The sequence below is a fragment of the Pseudoduganella flava genome (genome assembly GCF_007830495.1).
GTDB classification, from domain to species: domain Bacteria; phylum Pseudomonadota; class Gammaproteobacteria; order Burkholderiales; family Burkholderiaceae_D; genus Rugamonas; species Rugamonas flava.
In genome coordinates this window covers 711,771-729,567 of the sequence record NZ_VLKW01000001.1, presented here as the reverse complement: position 1 = coordinate 729,567, position 17,797 = coordinate 711,771, and the positions used below count along the sequence as shown (strand labels likewise).

Genomic DNA, 17,797 nt, shown 5'->3' with positions numbered 1-17,797 from the left:
CCTTGCGCACATGCGTCATCGCGTGTGGTCAGGAACATCATACGTCCGGCAATTTTTCCTCTCCGTACGTTCCCTAACATTGCGCCGCAATCGCCTGTCCCGCTCACCCAGCCTTACCAGACGCGCACGCGCTGCTCGGGCGGCAGGTACAGCTTCTGGCCCGGCTGGACGTCGAACGCCTTGTACCATTCGTCCACATTGCGCACCGTGTACACGCGCCACTGGTCAGGCGCGTGGCCATCCGTGGCGATACGGGTGCGCAGCGTCGCTTCGCGGAACTTGTTGCGCCACGACTGGGCGTAGCCAAGGAAGAACTGACGGTCCGCATCCAGCGTCGCCTTGCCGCCCAGCGTGACGTGGTAGGCATCCAGCGCCGCCGCGAGGCCGGCCAGATCGGCCAGGTTCTCGGACAACGTCAGCTGGCCGTTGAGCTTCAGGTCGGGGAACGCCTGATAGGCCGAGTACTGCGCCACCAGCGCGGCGGATGCCTGCTGGAAGTGCTCCAAGTCGGCCTTCGTCCACCAGTCGCGCAGCCGGCCCTTCGAGTCGAACTGGGCGCCCTGGTCGTCGAAGCTGTGGCTGATCTCATGGCCGATCACGGCGCCGATGCCGCCATAGTTGGCCGCGTCGGTCCCGTGCGGGTCGAAGAACGGCGGCTGCAGGATCGCGGCCGGGAAGTTCAGCGCGTTCTGCATCGGCATGTTGACGGCATTGACGAGCTGTGGCGGCATGCACCACTCTTTCGGGTCCACTTTCGTACCCAGCTTGGCCAGCTGGCGCTGGTAACGGAACTGGCTGGCCCGCCATGCATTGCCGAACGCATCATCCGGCCGGATCTCCAGGCCGTCATACGACGCCCATTTCTCCGGATAGCCCACGCCCACGTACAGCACCTTCAGCTTCGCATGGGCTTCCGCCTTCGTGGCCGGCGCCATCCAGTCGAGCCGGTCGATGCGGTGGTGGAATGCGTCGACGATGTTGGCCACCATCTTCTGCACCCGCGCCTTCGCTTCCGGCGGGAAGTAGCGCTCGACGTACATCTTGCCCACCGCCTCCGGCAGCGCCTCGTTCACCGAGGACAGCCCGCGTTTCCAGCGTGGCGACAGGGCCGGCGTGCCGGCCAGCGTGCGCCCGTAGAACTCGAAGCGCTGCTCGACGAATGCCTTCGGCAGCACGCCGCTGTACTGGTTCACCGCATGGAACGCCAGCCAGTCCTTCCACGCCTGCAGCGGCATCTCGGCCGCCAGCGCGGCCGCGCCCGCCACAGCGCCGGGGTGGTAGACGATGAACTTGCGCTGCTTCGACAGCCCGGCGGCCGCGAAGAACGCCGGCCAGTCGAGGCCCGGCGCCTTCGCGGCGAAGTCCTTGTCGGTCCAGGCGTTGTTGGCCTTCTGGATATCCGCCGAGTCTTCGCGCGTCGCATGGGCCTGCGCCAGCTTGCGCTCCAGCTCGAACACGCGGGCGGCGCGCGCTTCCGGCTCGGTACAGCCGGCCAGCTTCAGCATCGCCGCGACGTGGGCCTGGTAGGCCGTGCGCAGGCGGCTCATCCGCTCGTTCTCGTCCAGGTAGTACGCCCGGTCAGGCAAGCCCAGGCCCCCTTGCAGCAGGTACGGCGTGTAATGCGCGGGGTCCGTCAGCCCTTGCGCGATCCACACGCCGAACAGGTTCTCGGTCTGGAAGTCCGTGTTGTTCAGCGGATCGACGTCGGCCCGCACGCTGGCGCCCAGCGCCTGCGCCAGCGACTTCCTGTCGCGGATCGCCTCGATCTTCTTCAGCACGGGCGCCAGCGGCGCGGCGCCTTTGGCCTCGATGCCCGCCTCGTTCATGAAGGCTTGGTAATGGTCGGCCACCCGCTTCACGTCGGCGCCGCCCGGCTGCCGCGCCGCCGCCTCGATCAATTGGCGGATGCGCTCGCTGGTCTGCTCGGCCACGACATAGCCTGCGCCCCAGCTGCCGCGGTCGGCGGGAATCTCGGTGGCCGCGAGCCACTCGCCGTTCGCATAGGCATAGAAATCGTCGCCCGGCAGCACCGCTGCCGGCTGTTGCGGGGTGGGTACGGATGCCGGCTGTTGTGCCTGTACGGCAGGCAACGCCAGGGCGACACACAGCGCCGCGGCGACGGTAGCCGCCCGCGGCGGGCGCCGCAATACTCGGAATGCTTGCATAAAGTTCCTTGTTATCCTCAATGTATGAACGATGATGGCGTAATACGCCAGTTTGCACTGTGCCGCAAGCGCGCTCCGCCGGCGAGCGATGTGCGACAGACTGCAGGAATCCGCGACGGCCTGCACGCCGGGAACGAATTTTATGTGCCCCAATCGCCACGCGAACGCGCGAAAGCCCTTCTGTAGGCCCGCGAATCCCGCTATAGTTCACCTACGGCAACAAGATTTAAGGAGAGCACCATGACCCTGGAGGATTTATTCGATAACCCCACCGCGTTGCCTACCGCGCCGAAGGTCGTCCAGGAGCTGATCGCCAGCTTCGACAAGGCGTCCGTGTCGACCGAGGATATTGCGAAAAAGGTGTCGCTCGACCCGGTGCTCAGCGCGAAATTGCTGCGCCTGGCCAATTCCGCCTACTACAACGTGTCGCGCAGTATCGGTACCGTCGAGGACGCCGTGCTGATGCTGGGCTTTGTTGCCGTCCGCACGCTCGTCATCAGTTCGGGCCTCGTCAACGGCTTCAAGTCGGTGACCGGACTGGACCTGACGGACTTCTGGCGCTATAGCATGCGCACCGGCGTGGCCGCCAAATGGATCGCGAAGAAGACCCGCGACAACCAGGAACTGGCGTTCACGATCGGCATGATGCACGCGATCGGCGAACTGGTGATCCACTCGGCCATTCCGGCCAAGGCCGCGGAACTGGATGGCATCGTGCCGGCGCTGGACGAACGCCGCCTGGCCGTCGAGAAGGAAACGCTGGGCTTCTGCTACGCGGACGCGGGTGCCGAGCTGGCTCGCCGCTGGCAGTTCCCCGCCGCGTTCTCCGATGCGATCGCGGCCTTCCCTGCCCCGCTGGAACGGGGCGCCGTGGACCGGCTGGCCGCCATCGTGCACATCGCCGCCTGGCGTGCCCGCCCGCAGCAAGCGGATTTATCCTCGGAAGAGCTGGCCGCCCGCTTCCCCACGGCCGTCGCCGAGGTGCTGGGGCTGGATGCCGAGACCGTCATCGACGACATGCCGCCGCTGGACGAACTGGCCGCCGGCCTCGACGAGATGATGAAGTAAGCAACACAAGTAACACGATCCGCCAACTAAATCGCCGCCTCCGCGGCGATTTTGCTTTCCAGGCAATGCCGGGAACTATTTTCAAATTTTTTTTCAAAAAGGCCTAAAGTTTCCGCCGCCCGTGACGTAAATCCTGACAAGCAGTACTCCATTCACGATTTTACCGGGCGCGTCATGACCTCCACCGAAGTCCTCTCGATGTACGAAAACATTGCCGGCTTGACCAGCAAAATGGTGGTGGCCGCCCAGATGAGCGATTGGAACGGCCTGGACAACCTGGAAAACCAGTGCGCCGCACAGGCGGTGCCGGCCCTTGGCGGCGTGCCTGCGCTGCAAGGCAACGCCCGCCAGCGCAAGATCGACCTGCTCAAGCAGATCCTCGCCAACGACCGCGCGATCCGCGACGTGACGGAACCGTGGATGGGCCGCCTGAACGGCTGATCCTCCCTTCCGCGGAGAACAAAACAAAAGCGCCCTTGCCGGGCGCTTTGTGTTTTTGGGCTTCGTTTTCCTGCCCGTGGTTTCTGCGTCACTCCTCTGCTTCACTCCTGCTTCGCCTCCGGTTCCGCGGCCGTCGGCTCCTTGCGGGCCAGCGCGTCATCGTCGTCGTCACGCCGCCAGCTCTGCCGCACGACCGGGCTGCGTTTCATCTTTGCCTTCCGCACGAAGTGGACGACGGTGCCGAACACGAGCAGCAGCACGAGACTCCCGGCGAACAGGAACGTCAGGATCTTTGGCCGCGAGATCTTGATCTCCTTCTTTTCGGCCGGCGGCGGCTCGACGGGCGGCACCGGCTCCTTCGGCTTTGCTTCGTCGACGGTGGCCACGGCGGCCGCGCTGGTCGGCTGCGCGCTGGCGGCGACGTGCTTGCTCTCGGCAGCCGGAAGCTCATCCTGCGCGGCGACGTGCTTGTCGGATTCGGGTTCGGCGGAATGCGGTGCCGCCGCCAGCTGCGGGGCCGGCTCGGCCGGCGGTGCGACCGGCTTGGACGGTGCCGGGTCAGGCTTGGCGGGTGCCGGTGCCGGCTTGGCCGCTGCCGCGATGGCAGGGGCGGCGGCCGGGGCGACAGGCTGTGCGGGCGCGGGCGCGGCGTGCGCCGCCGCCGGCTGGGCGGCAACCGGCTGAGCGGCGGCCGGCCGGGCCACGGCGGGCGCGCTGCTTGCCACCTGCGCCTGCAACGACTTCAACTTGCTTTCCAGCTCGGCCAGCTTCTTCATCATCGCCGGGTCCGTCTGGGCGGGCGCCGCCTTGGCGGGCGCTTCAGGGACCGGGGCTTTCACGGGCGCCGGCTCGGCCTGCGCCACCTTGCTCGCCTTGGCCGGCGCGGCCGGCGTGGCGTGCGCAGGCGTCGCGTGCGCAGGCGTCGCATGCGACGCCTCCTCGATGCCGGCCCGCGTGGCCCGTGCCGCTTCCGCCAGGTCGGCCTTCGACGCCAGCGGCAGCCGCGGCGCGCTCTTGGCTTCCTTTTTTTCCTCCGGCGCCGGGGCCGACTTTGCGCCGCGCTTGAAGTCGTCCGCCGTGGACGCGTACTTCAGCGCCTCGCGCCGTACTTCGGCAGCGGACGGCGCCGGCTTGGCCGGTTGCGCAGGCGGCGGCGGGGCCTTCGGCGCCCGCGCGGCAAAGGCACGCTCGACGGCACCCAGCAGCTCGCGCTCACCCTTGGTTGCTTCCTTGCCGGCGGCCGCCATCGCCACCAGTTGCGGGCCGCCATCGGCGGGCCGGCGCGCCGTGGGCTTGTCGGCGCGCTCGGCAGCCGGAGCAGTAGCCGGGGCGACGACCGGAGCGGCCGGAGCAGTCGCGACGCGGGCCGGCGGCGCCGGATCCTGCGTCAGCCACAACGACACGCCGCGCACGCGGTCCCTGCCCCCGGCCGACAGCTGGAAGAACAGGTGCAGCACTTCCGCCTGCACGGGGCCGTTCGTCGTCACGTGCAGCACGCGGCGCTGGTCCTTGCGCACCACCGAGATATTGGCGCCGGCCAGGGCCGGGTGCATCGTCACGTTCGCGCCCTGGAACACGTCCGGCCGCGCCAGGCGGGCTTGCAATTCCGCCAGGTCCTGCGGGGACAGGTCCGTCAGCTCGATATCGGCCGACAGCGGCTGGCCGATGTACGAGCGGACGGTCGCCTCGCCCAGCTCGGCGGCTTCTACGCCGGCGGCGGCCAGGGCCAGCGCCAGCACGAAAGGTCGGGAAGTGAACGGCATGATTGCGGCGGTCGGTAAACAGGAATTTCCGGGACGTAAGTCTTTAACGGCGGAAATTCCGGGCGCTGAAGTGCCCAAACGGAATTTCGTCGCTGGGTTACACTAAAAACATCACATTCACAAAGGAAGCCCATGAACACCAGAACCGAGCGTGACAGTTTTGGCCCGATCGACGTGCCGGCGGACCAGCTGTGGGGCGCCCAGACGCAGCGCTCGCTGCACCACTTCCACATCTCCACCGAGAAGATGGCGCCGGAACTGATCGCCGCGCTGGCGAACGTGAAGCGCGCCGCCGCGCGGGTCAACGTCGACCTGGGCGTGCTCGATCCGACCAAGGCCGACGCGATCGTGCGCGCCGCGGACGAGGTGCTGGCAGGCCGCCATGCCGGAGAATTCCCGCTGTCCGTATGGCAGACCGGCTCCGGCACGCAATCGAACATGAACATGAACGAGGTGCTCGCGAACCGCGGCTCCGAACTGCTGGGCGGCGTGCGCGGCGAGGAGCGCAAGCTGCACCCGAACGACGACGTCAACAAGGGCCAGTCGTCGAACGACATCTTCCCGACGGCGATGCACGTGGCGGCCGGCGTTGCGCTGGCGACGGACGTGGTGCCGGCGCTGCGCCAGCTGCGCGCCACGCTGTCGGCGAAGGCACAGGCGTTTGCCGACATCGTCAAGATCGGCCGCACCCACCTGCAGGACGCCACGCCGCTGACCTTGGGCCAGGAATTCTCCGGCTATGTCGCGCAACTGGACCACGCACAGCGGGCGCTCGAACACGCGCTGCCCGCCGTGCTGGAACTGGCGGCCGGCGGCACGGCCGTCGGCACGGGCCTGAACTCCCACCCGGAATACGCCACGCGCATCGCGGCCGAACTGGCGCAGCGGCTGCAGCTGCCGTTCAGGAGCGCGGACAACAAGTTCGCCGCGCTGGCCGGCCACGAGGCGCTGGTAGCGGCGCATGGCGCGCTGAAGACGCTGGCGGCGGGCCTGTTCAAGATCGCCAACGACGTGCGCTGGATGGCGTCCGGCCCCCGCTCGGGCCTGGGCGAGATCACGATTCCCGAAAACGAACCGGGCAGCTCGATCATGCCGGGCAAGGTCAATCCTACCCAGTGCGAGGCGCTGACGATGCTGTGCTGCCAGGTGTTCGGCAACGACGTGGCGATCACGATGGGTGGCGCGTCCGGCAACTTCGAGCTGAACGTCTACAAGCCGCTGATCGCCCACAACTTCCTGCAAAGCGCGCGCCTGCTGGCGGACGGCATGCGCAGCTTCGACGAGCACTGCGCCCGCGGCATCGAGCCGAACCGGGAACGCATCGGCGAATTGATGGAGCGCTCGCTGATGCTGGTGACGGCGCTGGCACCCCACATCGGGTATGATCGCGCCGCGCAAATCGCGAAGAAGGCCCAGCACGAAGGCAGCACGCTGAAGGAAGCGGCGCTGGCGCTGGGCTACGTGACGGCCGAGCAGTTCGACCAGTGGATCGTGCCGCTGGCCATGACCCGCCCCGGCGCGAAAGGCTGATTCCCGAGCCCGCGGGGCCGCGTGACGCGAATTAGCAACCAGTCAATTGGTAACTCAACAATAAAGTGCGCGGCCCTGATCGGAACGAGGATAAAATGGAAAAAGTGGAATTTGAACTGACGTCGGAATTCATCGAGCTGAACCAGCTGCTGAAGCTTGTCGGCCTGTGCGACAGCGGCGGCGCCGGCAAGCAGATCGTCGCCAGCGGCGATGTGCGGGTGGACGGCAAGCAGGAGTTGCGCAAGACCGCCAAGATTCGCGCTGGCCAGCAGGTCACGGTGGGCGACGTGCGCATCGTCGTGCTGGGCCAGGGTGATGCCGACGGGGCTTAATCTGTCGCAAATCCTGCGTCACTTACGTGTCTATAGTGGGCAGGATCCCTTACCCGGAGCATGCGCATGGACCATCTTGATCCAACTCAACAACCGCCGCAACAACCCCGGCAACCCGGCGCGCAACCGGCGCTGCCGACGCAACAACGGCTGATCGGCGACCTGCGGCAAGTCATTGAAAACGCCGAAGACCTGCTGAACAGCACCGACCGCTTCCGTACGGGCTCGTACCAGTCCGCCCGCGACAAGCTGGCGCAGGCACTGGCGGTCGCCAACGAGGAACTGGAGCGCTTCGAAGAAGCGCAGCTGGCGCGGATGATCGCCGCCACCCACGAAGCGAACGTGCGCTGCAACGACAGCACCGGCGAAGCGAAGGTGCTGCGCGCCTTCCACTGACGCCTTCCAACTACCTTCATCCGGCCGGGGTGCGCAGCCCCGCGAAGGCGCCGCACGCCAGCCACTGCGCGAGGCTTGCTGCCACGTCGAACGCCGGCCCGGCATTCTCTCCTGCATACTGATCCACATCCAGGGCCGCATCCAGCGCCTGTCCCATCGTCCCGCCCTGCTCCAGCAGCGCCAGCGCGCGGTAATTCGCCGCATCCAGCGCCAGCACGTCCGGCCGCCAGCCGGCGCGGTGGACGAGGGCGGCGGACGCCTGCGCGATCTCGGCGGGGAACGGCACGCCCCGCTCCGGCTGGTGCGCCAGCCACAGCGGCACGACGGCCCAGCGCGACGCAAACACGACCGCGGCCGGGTTAAACGTCACGGCCGATGCCGCGAACGCTTCCGGGCTCAGATGCGCCAGGTCGCCCGGCGCCAGCGAGCGGGCATCGGCCGCGTAATAGGCCCGGTGCAGCAGCCATTCCAGCCGCGCCACGTCGGGCAGATACGGCAGCTCGGCCACGTGCGGGAAGCCGTCGAGGAACGCGGCGAAGCGAGCGCCGAATGCGTTCAGGTCCGGGTCGTCCGTCGGATGGCCGCGGCCATACTCCGCCGCCAGCGCGGCGAAGAAATCGTCGCCGACCAGTTCCGCGACGACGGGGAACGCGGCGCGCAGTGCCTTCGTCCAGCCGCCCGTCAGGTTGCCCCGGTAGATCGCCAGCCGCTGCGGCGGCAAGCCGGCGGGTGCGGCGCCGGACAGCAATGCGGCCGCGAACTCCGCCTGCCCGGCCGCCAGCGTCTCGGCCACCGGTGCGGGGCCGGCTTGCGGCGCCGGCAGGTCTGCCTTCATGGCGGGCGCGTGACGCTGCATCAGCGCGGCGGCGCGGTCCGCTTCGGCCAGCAGCACGTCCAACGGCGGCACGTCGGTATCCCATTCGATCAATGTCGGCACGGCGCCAAAGCGCGCCAGCGCCGCTTCGTACAGCGCCCATACGGGTGCCGCGATCGCCGCGCCATGGTGGTCGATGACGGCCGCCGGCGTGACGAGGTGCCCGCCGAGGTGGATCTCGCCGACGATGCCGGGCGGGAGGGCCGCCAGCGCGGCCAGCGCGTCCTCGCCATGGTTGCACTGGTTGACGTACAGGTTGTTCACGTCCAGCAGCACGCCGCAGCCGGTGCGGCGCGCCAGCGCGGCGAGGAACCCGGCTTCGCTCATCGCGTCGCCCGGCCAGCGCACATAGGTCGACACGTTCTCGATGAGGATGCGGCGCCCCAGCGCCTCCTGCACCTGCTGGACGCGGGATGCGACGAGATCGAGCGCGGCGTCGTCCAGCACGAGCGGCAGCAGGTCGTGCAGCTGGCGGCCGCGGATCGCGCCCCAGCACAGGTGTTCGGAAACGAGGAAAGGGTCGATGTCGGCCACCAACGCGCGCACGCGCTCCAGGTGCGCCGGGGCGAAGCCGTGCGCGGAGCCCAGGCCCAGCCCCACGCCATGCAGGCTGACGGGATAATCGCGGCGCAGGCGGCGCAGCAGGTGCGCGTCGCGCCCGCCCGGTGCGAGGTAGTTCTCGGTATGGACCTCGAGCCACCCGGCGCGGGGCCGGCCGTCGAGGAAATCGCGGTAGTGCGGGGCCCGCAGGCCGACGCCGACCGGCGCGCTCACCGCCTTCTCCACCGGATCAACCGCAGATGCGGCTTACTTGGCCGGGGGCGTCGTCTTGCCGCCCAGTTTTTCGCAGCTGCCTTTCGCGACCCACTTCCACTCGGCCGGCGCGTTGTCCGTCTTGGCCATTGCCGCGCAGCCGTGCGCGCCGTCCGCCGCCGCGCAATCGTTCTGGCCGGCCTTGGCGACGCCGTAGCATTTTTCCTTGTCGGCGGTGCCGCCCATGTCGGCGCTGGCGGTGCCGGCCGCGCAAACGGTCGCCAGTGCGGCGGCGATCATCGCGTGCTTGTTCATCGTGGTCTCCTGGTTATGGGGCGCGGCCCATTGCCGCGCAACAAGGAGATTCTAGCGAAATCCGCCGCGCCCTGACGAAAAAGGTGCTGTTCGCGCAAAGTGGGGGAACTTCTTCTGCTCAACTATTCCAGTTGGCAGCGTGTGCTCGACGACGGCAAGGCCACGGCGGCGGCAGATTGGCTCAAGCTGGCGGTAACGCCGGAGGAGCGCTGGAAGTGACCGCATCCTCAGCAAAAAGTTCCGTTCCAATCGTCAAGCCGACTTAATGCGAACAGCGCCACGAAAAAAAACCCGCGGTGCCTCGCGGCCCCACGGGTGTGCGCGCTCGGGGGCACGCTCAAGCGGTCGTGTTGACGTGGTTGCCCAGGTGCGGCGGCAGGTTCGTCGACTGTACCGGCGGCAAAGCGTCGATCAGCGCAGCGGCGGACGATGCCTGCGCATCCATCGCCTTCTTCAGGACAGCCATGCTGACTTCTTCCCGGGTACCCGTTTCGGCGATCGTTGTCGACAACCGGGCAATACTCATCGCGTCCATACATCCTCCGTTCCACAGCCTCGCACGGAGGCATAGCTTGTTTACGGCCGGGCTGGCGCCGAACTTGAGGCCGGAGCCAACATTTTCTGCGTCAGCCACGCCAGCACGGCGTCGCGGTCGTCCAGGTCCAGCCATGCCACGCCGGGCGCCACGTCGTCCGGCCGGGGCAATGTGGACGCCACGGCCACGATGTGCGGATCGAGCCGGTACAGCGGGCCCTTGTCGCCGACGCCCCGGTGGATTTCCAGCTTGTCGATCGGCCAGGCCTTGAAGCCTTCCACCAGCGTCAGGTCGGCGGGCGCCAGCCGGGCGATCTGCTCGTCCAGCCCCGGCTCCGGCGCGCCGCGCAGCTCGTGCACGATGGCAAAACGATACGGCGACGCCACCATCACCTCGGCGGCACCGGCACGGCGCAGGCGCGCGCTGTCCTTGCCGGGCGGCTCCAGTTCCAGGTCGTGGTGGCTGTGCTTGATCACATTGACCTTGTAGCCCTGCTCGGCCAGCCGGCCGACGAGATATTCCAGCAACGTCGTCTTGCCGCTGCCGGACCGTCCGACGATGCCGATCACCCGTCCAGGGTGCGTAAGTGTGCCTGTCTGCATATCTTCATTATACCCGCGCCTGCCGCGCTGCCGGGGCCAAAGGCATTACAAGACGACCGGTCTAATCGATGTTATATTGGCAGTTCGCCACCGGTCGCCCGACCGGTGCATTCATCGAAGGAGCCGACCATGCCGCAACAAAACGATGTGAACCGCCGCATTCTCCTTGCCGCCCACCCGCGCGGCCTGCCCACGCCAGCCGACTTCCGCCTCGAGGAGACTGCCGTGCCCGTGCCGGGCGACGGGCAGGTGCTGCTGCGCACGCTGTACCTGTCGCTGGACCCGTACATGCGCAACCTGATGGAAGAGATCGGCCCCGGCTATGCGCCGCCCGTGCCGCTGGGTGCCCCGATGGTCGGCGGCACCGTCAGCCGGGTCGTGCAATCTCACCGCGAGGGCTTGCGCACCGGCGACCTCGTGCTGGCCAACGCCGGCTGGCAGGACTACGCGCTGTCGGACGGCAGCGACCTGACGCCGCTGGGCGACATGCCGCAGCCGTCGCGCGCGCTGGGCGGCCTCGGGATGCCCGCGTTCACGGCGTACGTCGGCCTGCTCGACATCGGCCAGCCGCGCGCAGGCGAGACGGTGGTCGTCGCCGCGGCGACAGGTGCCGTAGGCTCCGTCGTGGGCCAGATCGCGCGGCTGAAGGGTGCACGTGTCGTCGGCATTGCCGGCGGCGCCGACAAGTGCCGCCACGCGGTCGAGGTGCTGGGCTTCGACGCCTGCATCGACCGCAACGATCCGGCCTTCGCGCAGCTCCTCGCCGATGCGTGCCGGGACGGCATCGACGTCTACTTCGAGAACGTGGGCGGCGCCGTGTTCGACGCCGTGCTGCCGCTGCTGAACGTGGGCGCGCGCGTGCCCGTGTGCGGCTTCATCGCCCACTACAACGATGCCGACGTGCCGGCCGGCCCGGACCGGCTGCCGCGCGTGACGGCCGCCATCCTGCAGAAGCGCATCTGCATGCAGGGGTTCATCATCCTCGATCATTACGCCACCCGCTACGACGCATTCCGGCGCGACATGGCAGCCTGGCTGGCCGCCGGCCAGGTCACGCTCAGGGAGGATGTCGTCGATGGACTCGAGAACGCCCCCGCAGCCTTCATCGGACTGCTGCAGGGGCGTAACTTCGGCAAGCTGGTCGTGCTCGTGGCCGACCGGTGATGCTTACGGCTCCGGGCGGAACGGACCGTCGTCGCCACCGCCGCCGGCCACGAGGCACAGCAGGCCGACGCAGGCCAGCACGATGACGAGTGCGCCCGGCTCGGCGGAGCCCGCGTCGGACATGTAGGCCGCGCGCACCGGCGCGGCAGCGGCCAGCAGGGGCAACGCGTGCAGAATGGAGAGCTTCATGGGGTCATCCTGTATGGTTGTCGATATGCTAAGCATGACGATTTTATATGACCAGACGATGACCGCGCAATCGTGCGCGCCGTTCAGTACGGAATGCGGTAGCGGTAGCCGCGGAACATGAACACGGCGCCCTTCGGCTCCAGCCGCACGAGGACGAGGCCGGGCGCCACTTCGTCGCCTTCGTGACGCAGTACCTTGTCGATCAGGATCAGCCGGTCCGCCGGATTCGACGAATACATGTAGCCGCTCATCGCGATCGGCGGGATGGCCCGCTGGATCGGCTCGGGCAGGTCGCGCAGGGCCTGCACCGGTTCTTCGCCGGCGGGTTCGGGGCGCTTGCGTTCCGGCGCTGGCGCGGGGGCTGGTGCGGAGACCGGTGCCGCGGCAACCGGCGGTGCGGCGACCGGTGCCACCGGCTCCGGTGCGGGTTTGGGCACAACCGGCGCTGGCGCCGGCACGACCGCGGTGCGCGGTGCGGCCACGGGTGTCGGGACGGTTGCGACGGGCGGTGCGGCAGCAGGCATGGTGGAAGTCGCGGCAGCAGGTGCGGGTGCTGGTGCGGGTGCTGGTGCGGCCGGACTTTGCGTCATCTGCCGCCACAGCAAACCGGCAAGGCCCACGCTGACGATGCCCAGCGCAACCAGCGCGGCAACGAACGGCTTCTTCAACGGCGTACCGCCCTGGGCCGCCTGGGTGTCGAGGGCCGGCGCATGGATCGTCGGCGTCTCGCCCAATTGCCGCTCGGCCTGCGCTTTCTTCAACGCTTCGAGGATGTAGGACATATCAGTTTTCCTTGCCGAGGCGGGGCTCGCGCACGCCGCCCAGGCGGCTCAGCCGGATGAACGTTTTCGGGCCGGCCACGCCGTCCGCCTTCAGTTGCTGGGCGGCCTGGAACTCGCGCAAGCGCGCCAGGGTGGCACCGGCCAGCGGCTCGTTGTCGGCCGGGCGCGCGGCGCCGCGCCATTGCGCGAGCCGGCCCGCCAGCCAATCCACTTCCGGTCCGCGGTCGCCCGCCGACACCTGCTCGCGCCAGTCCGGCGGGGCGCGCCAGAACGTCGTGAAGCTGCCGTCGTAGCGGTTGTGCAGCGCCGTCAGCGCGATTGTCTCGCGCTTGCCGCCCACGTCCAGCGTCGCGCCCTTGTCGTCGAGCGCCGTCAGCACGGCGTACGTGGGCACGGCCGGATCGTCGCGCAGCTTCAGCACGGCCGGGCGGTCCAGCAGCCGCAGCTCGTCTAGCGTGCCCCGCGCGGCCAGGCAGCGCAGGTTGTGGCGCGCCGCAGCGGCGCACGCGTCGCCCTGCTCCGGCGTCACGCCCCACTGCGCAGCCAGGCGGCGCACGGCCGCATCGGCATTCGTGTTGTCCCAGCCTTTCGCGGCGGCCTGCGGACGTGCCGGCACACTGGCTGCCGCGGGTGCCGCGGCGGGAGCGTGCGGTGCCAGCTGCCATGCGGCGGCGGCCGTCAGCACGGCGCCGGCCAGCACGCCGCCCGCGACGAGCGGCCAGCGCGCAGCCATCGCCGGGCGCGCAGTGCCGAACACCTCGGCGGCGGCGCGGCGCACGATGCGGCGCGTGACCTGGGCACGGTTCTCGACATAGGCGCCCAGCAGCGCGCGGTCGCACAACAGGTTGATCCGGCGCGGCACGCCGTGCGTCAGCGCGTGGATCGTGCCGACCACCGCGTCAGGGAACGGCGACGGCCCCGTCAACCCCGCCACCGCGAGGCGGTGGGCGATGTATTGCGCCGTTTCCGGTGCCGTCAGCGAGCCGAGGTGGTAACGGGCGATCACGCGCTGCGCCAGCTGCTCGAGTTCCGGCTGCGCCAGCATCCCGCGCAGCTCCGGCTGGCCGATCAGGATGATCTGCAGCAGCTTGCGCTCGCTCGTCTCCAGGTTCGTCAGCAAGCGCAGTTGCTCCAGCACGGCGGCGGACAGGTTCTGCGCCTCGTCGATGACGAGCACATTGTTCTCGCCGCGCGCATGGCTCTCCAGCAGGTGGCGATTGAGCGCATCGACATAGCCCTTCACGGACACGGCGCCCTCCGGCAGCGCGATGCGGAACTCGTCGCACACGGCCTGCAGCAGCTCTTCCACGGAGAGCTTCGGATTGAAGATGTAGGCCAGCCGGCAGCCGGCGGGAATCTGTTCGATGAAGCAGCGGCAGACGGTGGTCTTGCCGGCGCCGATCTCGCCCGTCAGCAGCACGAAGCCACCGCCGCCGCCCACGCCATACAGCAGGTGGGCCAACGCCTCGCGATGGCGTTCGCTCATGAACAGGTAGCGCGGGTCGGGCGCGATGGAGAACGGGCTGTGTGTGAGGTTGAAGAATCGCGTGTACATGAACACCTAAGGGCCGGTCAGCGCAACGCGGGCGGCAGCGGCTTGAATTTGCCGCAGTAGATCTTGCTGCGGCGATCCGCATACACGATCCGTGTGCCCGTCGGCGCTTCCCTAACTGGAAACGCCGAGCCCGTGATTTTCGCATAGCGCAGCCCATCGCGCTGCGTGATGGCCGCCGCCAGCTTTTCCGGCGTCGTGTTGGTGACGGCGCCGACGAAGCGGTGCGGGAACGTTTCGTCGCTGACGATCACCTCGACGACGTCGAAGCCCCACAGTTTCGCCTGCGGCGTGCGGAACCACCAGGCCCCGCCCTCGCGCTTGTAGGGCTGGCCGAACCAGCGCACCATGTAGTCGTAATAGTAGCGGTTCGTCGTCTGGTCGCGGCACAGCAGGCCGTTGCCCATCACGTCGCCGAAATGCGTGGGCACGGCCGCGGCGGCCGTCCCGCTCACCGCGCCGAGCGCGCTCAGTGCGGTAAGGCATGCTCCGAAGAGCAGTGCGACGATCGGTGTTCCTACAGCTTTTGCAGCCATTTGCGGTTCGCGAGGATGCGGGCCTTGGCCGACTCCGGCAACGCTTCGTAACAGCCGGGGTACTGCTTCAGCGCGCTCTCGCGCACCTGCTTCTCCTGCCCGTTGATGAGGAAAACATAGAGCATTCCGCCTTGGTCGGTTTTCCTGGTCCCTATGTATTTGATCATTTCCCACACTCCTCCGGCAGGCATTATGACAGCTCCCGCAAGATGCCGAAACCTTGGCGTCTGATTTGCGCAAATCGTTAGCAATCAATCAGTTATCACGCGATTACGGGCTGCGTGCAGTTCATCCGGCAAGGTTGCGGCCTGCACCCCGGATTCGACACTCCATCCCGCCGCGGTGGCGCACGGGAGAACGTTGCCCTATTGTCGAGACTTCAACCAACGAGACTATCCAACCATGCAACGAACCGCCCTGCCCTCCCTGTCCCTGCTGGCATTGCTGGCGCTGCCCGTCCACGCCGCCGCGCCCGAACGCGCCACCGAAACACGCAACGTCGCGGCCTTCACCGCACTCGAACTGGCCGGCCCGTTCGACGTGCAGGTCGATGCCGACGCGCCGCGCGCGCTGCGCCTGTCCGGGCCCGCCAGCGCGCTGGCCAATATCGAGACCTTCGTCGAACGCGACACGCTCGTCGTGCGCCAGAAGCAGCGCAACGGCTGGCACTTCAGCTTCGGCAAGCGCAGCGAGCCGGTCAAGGTGACGATCGGCGCGCCGCTGTTGAAAAGCGTGACGAGCAGCGGCCCCGGCGACGTCAGCGTCGAGCGGGTCCACGGCGACGCGCTGCAGCTGACGGTCAGCGGTCCGGGCGACGTGCGCGTGAACGGCAACGTGCGCGAGCTCGCGCTGCGCTCCAGCGGCCCGGGCGACGTTGACGTGCGCGGCGTGCACGCGGCCACGCTGCGCGTGCGCATGAGCGGCCCCGGCGACGTCGACGCGGCCGGCATCACCCAGGAGCTGACCGCCGAGGTATCGGGATCTGGCGACCTGGAGGTGAAGGACCTGCATGCCGAGAAGGTCAGCGCCACGCTGTCCGGCCCCGGCGGGGTCGAGCTGCAGGGACGCAGCCGCGAGCTGCGCGCCCAGGTGTCCGGCTCGGGCAACCTGGAGGCGTGCGAACTGAACGTCGAAAGCGCCAGCGCCACGCTGACCGGTCCCGGCAACGGCTGCATCGCCGGCACGATCCGGAAGTTCGAGGCGCAGGTGCGCGGCTCGGGCGACCTGGAAGCGCGCGGCCTGCAGACGAAGAGCGTCCGCGTGGAACTGTCCGGCCCCGGCGACATGCAGCTGAGCGGCACGACGGGCATGCTGGAGGCATCGATCAACGGTTCCGGCAGCATCGACGGCCGCGAGCTCGAGGCGGACAACGCGAACGTCTCGGTACGGGGACCGGGCACCGCCACCGTCAACGTGCGCGGCAAGGCCGGCGCGCAAGGCCGGGCCGACGCGACCCAGGCGCGGCTAGTCACGATCGACCGGCGCGGTACGCGGGAGGCCCAGTAAGGCCGCCAAGCAGGCGGCCTCCACATGGTTGAGCTTGTGTCTGCCGGGGCATGCCCCGGCTGCCAGGCACCGGTGACACAAGCTCAGCGGTAACGCGCACTTCCAAAAAACCGGCCCTCGGCCGGTTTTGTGCTTTCTGGTATTACCCGGACCGGTACGATCGCATACCAAACACCATACCATTCCAAAACCCATCTTTCCCGTTTTATTTCAATGATTTAAATGCACATAAGCCGTGATCCAATCAGCTGAAATGAAAACCTAGACAATACCAGTTAAATACCTGTTGACAAGCTGGTTTGCTCTCCCCTATAGTGGCCCACGGCTCCACACTGACCTCCTCATATGATCGAATATCACATCGGTGTCGACGGCGGCGGCACCGGCACCCGGGTGCGCTTCGCACGTTCCGACGGCACGCCGCTCGGCGAAGGCGGCGCCGGCCCTTCCGGCCTGATGCACGGCATCGCCAATGCGTGGGCCGCCGTCGACCAGGCGATCGCGCAAGCATGCGGCAATGCAGGGATCGGCGTCCCGCCACGTGACCGGTGCGCGATCGGCCTCGGGCTCGCCGGAGTGCACAACAAGGAGTGGGCCGCGCAATTCGTCGCCGCCAATCCCGGCTACGCGGCCGTGGCGCTGGAGACCGATGCGTCCACCACGCTGCTCGGCGCGCATGAAGGCCGGCCCGGCGCGATCATCGCGCTCGGCACCGGCAGCGTCGGCGAAATCATGTACGCAGACGGCACGCGCCGCGAAGTGGGCGGCTGGGGCTTCCCTGCCGGCGACGAAGCGGGCGGCGCATGGATCGGCCTTGCCGCCGTCAACCACGTGCAGCACGTGATCGACGGCCGCGCGCGCGGCAGCGCGTTCGCCGATGCCGTCATCAAGGCGTGCGGCGGCAGCGGTGTGACGGACCGCGACAGCGTGCAGTCCTGGCTGGCCGGCGCCACGCAGACCAAGTTCGCGCAGATCGCCCGCCAGGTGCTGGCCCATGCGGAAACCGACGACAAGGCGCGCGCGATCATGCTGGACGCGGGCCGTCACGTGGCATTGATCGCGGACGCGCTGGACCCGACCGGCATGCTGCCGATCGCGCTGTGCGGCGGGCTCGGCGAAGTGATGCCCCCGTATCTGCCGGCTGCGCTGCGCGAGCGCATCCTGGCGCCGCGCGGCGACTCCGCCAGCGGCGCGCTGCGGCTGATCCGGCAGCATCTGGCCCACCAACCGTGAAGGAGCAAGCCGTGCTCGCCCAACTGCGCGATTTTCATCCGGATGCATCGAGCGACACGCC

Annotated in this window: 19 protein-coding genes; 8 read left to right on the top strand and 11 right to left on the bottom strand. The window is 68.3% G+C overall.

What is annotated here, in order from left to right:
- Nucleotides 1–113 precede the first annotated feature (113 nt).
- On the bottom strand, nt 114–2,165 hold the full coding sequence (locus IP92_RS03185) for a M13 family metallopeptidase (RefSeq protein WP_145873043.1): 2,052 nt from the start codon (nt 2,163–2,165) through the stop codon (nt 114–116).
- A gap of 240 nt (nt 2,166–2,405) precedes the next feature.
- Between IP92_RS03185 and IP92_RS03180 the strand changes: the two genes are divergently transcribed.
- A complete protein-coding gene (locus IP92_RS03180; RefSeq protein ID WP_145873042.1) occupies nt 2,406–3,233 on the top strand; it encodes an HDOD domain-containing protein in 828 nt (275 codons plus the stop codon).
- A gap of 174 nt (nt 3,234–3,407) precedes the next feature.
- Complete coding sequence (locus IP92_RS03175) at nt 3,408–3,674, top strand: flagellar protein FliT (RefSeq protein WP_145873041.1); 267 nt, start codon at nt 3,408–3,410, stop codon at nt 3,672–3,674.
- A 101-nt stretch (nt 3,675–3,775) separates the two neighbouring features.
- On the opposite strand, the gene IP92_RS03170 is transcribed toward IP92_RS03175, so the two are convergent.
- Nucleotides 3,776–5,437, bottom strand: a complete 1,662-nt coding sequence (locus tag IP92_RS03170) for a FimV/HubP-related protein (protein WP_145873040.1) — start codon at nt 5,435–5,437, stop codon at nt 3,776–3,778.
- 132 nt (nt 5,438–5,569) lie between these two features.
- Between IP92_RS03170 and fumC the strand changes: the two genes are divergently transcribed.
- From fumC to IP92_RS03155, 3 genes are all read left to right on the top strand, one after another.
- The gene (gene fumC, locus IP92_RS03165) at nt 5,570–6,967 is read left to right on the top strand and encodes a class II fumarate hydratase (protein ID WP_145873039.1); all 1,398 of its coding nucleotides are present in this window, start codon (nt 5,570–5,572) and stop codon (nt 6,965–6,967) included.
- 95 nt (nt 6,968–7,062) lie between these two features.
- Complete coding sequence (locus IP92_RS03160; RefSeq protein WP_145873038.1) at nt 7,063–7,299, top strand: RNA-binding S4 domain-containing protein; 237 nt, start codon at nt 7,063–7,065, stop codon at nt 7,297–7,299.
- 66 nt (nt 7,300–7,365) lie between these two features.
- Nucleotides 7,366–7,695, top strand: a complete 330-nt coding sequence (locus tag IP92_RS03155; RefSeq protein ID WP_229418595.1) for a DUF883 domain-containing protein — start codon at nt 7,366–7,368, stop codon at nt 7,693–7,695.
- 16 nt (nt 7,696–7,711) lie between these two features.
- Here IP92_RS03155 and bufB read toward each other — a convergent pair whose 3' ends face one another.
- The 4 genes from bufB to mobB all read right to left on the bottom strand — a co-directional run bounded on the left by bufB (nt 7,712) and on the right by mobB (nt 10,774).
- On the bottom strand, nt 7,712–9,343 hold the full coding sequence (gene bufB / locus IP92_RS03150; protein ID WP_229418594.1) for an MNIO family bufferin maturase: 1,632 nt from the start codon (nt 9,341–9,343) through the stop codon (nt 7,712–7,714).
- A 33-nt stretch (nt 9,344–9,376) separates the two neighbouring features.
- Nucleotides 9,377–9,637, bottom strand: coding sequence for a BufA1 family periplasmic bufferin-type metallophore (locus IP92_RS03145; protein WP_145873037.1), 261 nt, complete (start codon nt 9,635–9,637; stop codon nt 9,377–9,379).
- A gap of 337 nt (nt 9,638–9,974) precedes the next feature.
- Nucleotides 9,975–10,172: a YjfB family protein gene (locus IP92_RS03140; RefSeq protein WP_145873036.1), complete on the bottom strand. Its 198-nt coding sequence runs from the start codon at nt 10,170–10,172 to the stop codon at nt 9,975–9,977.
- Nucleotides 10,173–10,213: 41 nt separating this feature from the next.
- Nucleotides 10,214–10,774, bottom strand: a complete 561-nt coding sequence (gene mobB / locus IP92_RS03135) for a molybdopterin-guanine dinucleotide biosynthesis protein B (protein WP_145873035.1) — start codon at nt 10,772–10,774, stop codon at nt 10,214–10,216.
- Between the two features lie 129 nt (nt 10,775–10,903).
- Here mobB and curA point away from each other — a divergent pair, with 129 nt between their 5' ends.
- The gene (curA, locus tag IP92_RS03130; RefSeq protein WP_145873034.1) at nt 10,904–11,938 is read left to right on the top strand and encodes an NADPH-dependent curcumin/dihydrocurcumin reductase; all 1,035 of its coding nucleotides are present in this window, start codon (nt 10,904–10,906) and stop codon (nt 11,936–11,938) included.
- 3 nt (nt 11,939–11,941) lie between these two features.
- Here curA and IP92_RS03125 read toward each other — a convergent pair whose 3' ends face one another.
- From IP92_RS03125 to IP92_RS03105, 5 genes are all read right to left on the bottom strand, one after another.
- The gene (locus IP92_RS03125) at nt 11,942–12,127 is read right to left on the bottom strand and encodes a hypothetical protein (protein WP_145873033.1); all 186 of its coding nucleotides are present in this window, start codon (nt 12,125–12,127) and stop codon (nt 11,942–11,944) included.
- 83 nt (nt 12,128–12,210) lie between these two features.
- Nucleotides 12,211–12,909: a general secretion pathway protein GspB gene (locus tag IP92_RS03120; RefSeq protein WP_145873032.1), complete on the bottom strand. Its 699-nt coding sequence runs from the start codon at nt 12,907–12,909 to the stop codon at nt 12,211–12,213.
- Between the two features lies 1 nt (nt 12,910).
- The gene (locus tag IP92_RS03115; RefSeq protein ID WP_145873031.1) at nt 12,911–14,464 is read right to left on the bottom strand and encodes an ExeA family protein; all 1,554 of its coding nucleotides are present in this window, start codon (nt 14,462–14,464) and stop codon (nt 12,911–12,913) included.
- Nucleotides 14,465–14,481: 17 nt separating this feature from the next.
- Complete coding sequence (locus IP92_RS03110; RefSeq protein WP_145873030.1) at nt 14,482–14,997, bottom strand: hypothetical protein; 516 nt, start codon at nt 14,995–14,997, stop codon at nt 14,482–14,484.
- Nucleotides 14,979–15,164, bottom strand: a complete 186-nt coding sequence (locus tag IP92_RS03105; protein ID WP_145873029.1) for a hypothetical protein — start codon at nt 15,162–15,164, stop codon at nt 14,979–14,981. The genes IP92_RS03110 and IP92_RS03105 overlap by 19 nt, the downstream gene beginning before the upstream one ends.
- Nucleotides 15,165–15,399: 235 nt before the next feature.
- Between IP92_RS03105 and IP92_RS03100 the strand changes: the two genes are divergently transcribed.
- Both IP92_RS03100 and IP92_RS03095 read left to right on the top strand, forming a co-directional pair.
- Nucleotides 15,400–16,503: a head GIN domain-containing protein gene (locus IP92_RS03100; RefSeq protein ID WP_145873028.1), complete on the top strand. Its 1,104-nt coding sequence runs from the start codon at nt 15,400–15,402 to the stop codon at nt 16,501–16,503.
- 345 nt (nt 16,504–16,848) lie between these two features.
- The gene (locus IP92_RS03095) at nt 16,849–17,736 is read left to right on the top strand and encodes a glucosamine kinase nucleotide-binding domain-containing protein (protein WP_145873027.1); all 888 of its coding nucleotides are present in this window, start codon (nt 16,849–16,851) and stop codon (nt 17,734–17,736) included.
- Nucleotides 17,737–17,797 lie beyond the last annotated feature (61 nt).